At 63.9% G+C, this 2,365-nt stretch carries 5 protein-coding genes; 4 read left to right on the top strand and 1 reads right to left on the bottom strand.

What is annotated here, in order from left to right; all coding sequences use genetic code 11:
• Positions 1 to 298 (bottom strand): recombinase family protein (locus FV227_RS28425; RefSeq protein ID WP_147860462.1); only part of this gene is annotated, 298 nt, incomplete at its 3' end.
• A gap of 421 nt (positions 299 to 719) precedes the next feature.
• On the opposite strand from FV227_RS28425, the gene FV227_RS28420 reads away from it, so the two are divergent.
• From FV227_RS28420 to FV227_RS29445, 4 genes are all read left to right on the top strand, one after another.
• Positions 720 to 968, top strand: coding sequence for an AbrB/MazE/SpoVT family DNA-binding domain-containing protein (locus tag FV227_RS28420; RefSeq protein ID WP_147725368.1), 249 nt, complete (start codon positions 720 to 722; stop codon positions 966 to 968).
• Positions 961 to 1,353: a type II toxin-antitoxin system VapC family toxin gene (locus tag FV227_RS28415; RefSeq protein WP_147725367.1), complete on the top strand. Its 393-nt coding sequence runs from the start codon at positions 961 to 963 to the stop codon at positions 1,351 to 1,353. The genes FV227_RS28420 and FV227_RS28415 overlap by 8 nt, the downstream gene beginning before the upstream one ends.
• Before the next feature lie 27 nt (positions 1,354 to 1,380).
• Positions 1,381 to 1,824: a hypothetical protein gene (locus FV227_RS28410; RefSeq protein WP_147842164.1), complete on the top strand. Its 444-nt coding sequence runs from the start codon at positions 1,381 to 1,383 to the stop codon at positions 1,822 to 1,824.
• An 80-nt stretch (positions 1,825 to 1,904) separates the two neighbouring features.
• Positions 1,905 to 2,219 (top strand): hypothetical protein, encoded by a 315-nt coding sequence (locus FV227_RS29445; RefSeq protein WP_187274997.1) that lies wholly within the window; start codon positions 1,905 to 1,907, stop codon positions 2,217 to 2,219.
• The last annotated feature ends 146 nt before the right edge of the window (positions 2,220 to 2,365 follow it).

Below are 2,365 nucleotides of genomic sequence, written 5' to 3'. Positions count from 1 at the left end.
TGGCCCCCTGGCCTGTGAGCACCTTGAGCCCGACCCCACGCTTGGTCAGATCGTGGACGGTGTTGACGAGGTGGCGCAGGTCGCGGCCGAGGCGGTCGAGTTTCCAGATCGCGAGGGTGTCGCCCTCACGAAGCGCCTTGAGGCAGGCGTCGAGCCCAGGGCGAATGTCGCGTTTGCCGGAGGCATGATCCTCGTAGAAGCGCTCGGGTACGACGCCGGCGGCGAGGAGAGCGTCGCGCTGCAGGTCGGTCGTCTGCGAGCCGTCGGCCTTGGACACGCGCATGTAGCCGAGCAGCATGGGGTGGTGATCCTGTGCGGGCGTGACGGGCCACGCGTCGTGAGGCGGTATGACAATCAAGGGTCCGAGAGCCGCCGATCTGCGGTGCTCCCCCGTTCGTGCCTGTCACGCAAACGAGCGATTGCGTGACAGACATGCGCGAAACGCTCGATTCCCCCAAGATGTGTATCACAAGCCGTCACATCATCTAAGATCCATCAACGCACACGTAGCTTGAATATGTGACGTTTCAGCGCTCGGTTTGTGGAGGCCGCGACCAACTAGCTCGTAACGACCCATTTTACCGCGCGGCACTGAGGACATGGCCTAGACGTAAACCATCAGCGCAGCCGGAATTTATCGCTCACCACATCATCGCAGTTGGCAAACTATGATGACGTAGGTATGATTCTCAAAATCGGTACGGATAGGCGACGAGGCCATGGCATCGCAGGCGGTCAAAATCATTGATGGTGGCAAGCTGATCATTCCAGCTGCCTTCCGGCGCAAGCTCGGTATCGATACCGGGGATACCGTTGTGCTTGAACTGGGTGAGGATGGGCTCCACGTCCGATCGCTCACGTCCGCAGTTCGCTTGGCCCAGGAGATCGTACGCGAGTTCGTACCCAACGAGGTCAATCTTGCCGACGAGCTTGTGGCGGAACGGCGGAGCGAGGCTGAGCGTGAGTGAGCTCTTCGTTCTCGACGCTTCAGCCCTGCTGTGCCTTCTCAAGGGGGAACATGGTGCGGAGCGGGTGATCGCGAGCTTGCCGCGGGCGTGGGTCAGTGCGGTCAATCTCTCCGAGGTCTACGCCAAGCTCGCGGATGCCGGCGGTGCGGAAGTGCGTATCGCCCAGGCGGTCGGTGGCTTGCACCTCCGGGTTGAGCCATTCGACGACACGCAAGCGCGTGCGGCGGGTATACTGCGGCCGATGACCAAGAACCTTGGACTGTCGCTCGGCGACCGTGCCTGTCTTGCACTCGCTCGGCAGCGGGGAGCGACAGCCTTGACCACCGATCGTGCCTGGACCGAGCTACCCGACACGCTTGGTATCGCGGTCGAGCTCATTCGCTGACAGTTTGGGCTGAGGATTGATCGAGCGATGCCGATCCGCCGGGAGCACCGCTTCTTCTACCCGATCGATTGGCCGCAGCTCTCGGCCACGATCCGCTTCGGGCGGGCAGGTGGTGCTTGTGAGGGCTGCGGCCGGCCGCACGGGCAGACCGTCTACCATCTCGGTGATGGGCGCTGGTGGGACGCCGGCATTGGCGCCTGGCGCGATGGGCAGGGCCGTCCGCTGCGCAGCCTCCCAACCATCGAGGATCTCGGCCTCATCCGTACGACGCGGGTCGTGCTGGCCGCGGCACACCGCGATCACGACACCGCCAACAACCTCGACCGTAACCTCGTGGCCTTCTGCCAACGCTGCCACATCAACCACGACCGCCCGGAGCATAAACGCCGACGCTGGCGCACCTTGTTCCGCCGTCGGGCGATGGGGGATCTGTTCCGTGGGCCCTACCCGACCGCGAACAGGTCGAGCTGAAGAGCCGATCCCTGCCGCCTGCCCCGTCGGCCACCCCGTGGAAGCGGCTTGATTGCCGGCAGGGCTCCAGTCCCCCTGGCATGCAGTACGGCGCCGATGATCCGACAGCCGTCGCCTGGGTGATACACGTAGGCACGGCAGCCATCGGCGTGCAGGATCTCCTGGACCACCGCCTCGTCATCGGGACGGGCCTGCAGGGCTTTCAGCAGACACATCAGCCCCAGCGAGGCGACATTCGAGAAGTAGAACTCGCGCTGATACCCGGTCCAAACCTGGCGCTGTGCGCCGACGCTAGTTCGGGCGAACGGATTGTGGGGCGCAAACACCGTACCCGCATCCAGGACGAAGGCCGCGATCGCATCGCGGTCAGCGATATGCAGCGCGGTCCGGATTGATGCGGCGAGCTGGCGCTGATGTAAAGGGCGGACCAATTCCAGGCCGCTGTGGCGGAGTAAAACCAGGCCAATGGCGGCCGCAGCTTGAACGATGAAGGGGCCCGATCGGGCCCCTTCATCGTTTATCGCCGACCATGAGGCTCAAG

The sequence above is a fragment of the Methylobacterium sp. WL119 genome (assembly GCF_008039875.1).
Lineage (GTDB): Bacteria > Pseudomonadota > Alphaproteobacteria > Rhizobiales > Beijerinckiaceae > Methylobacterium.
This window is presented reverse-complemented; position numbering and strand designations above follow the sequence as displayed.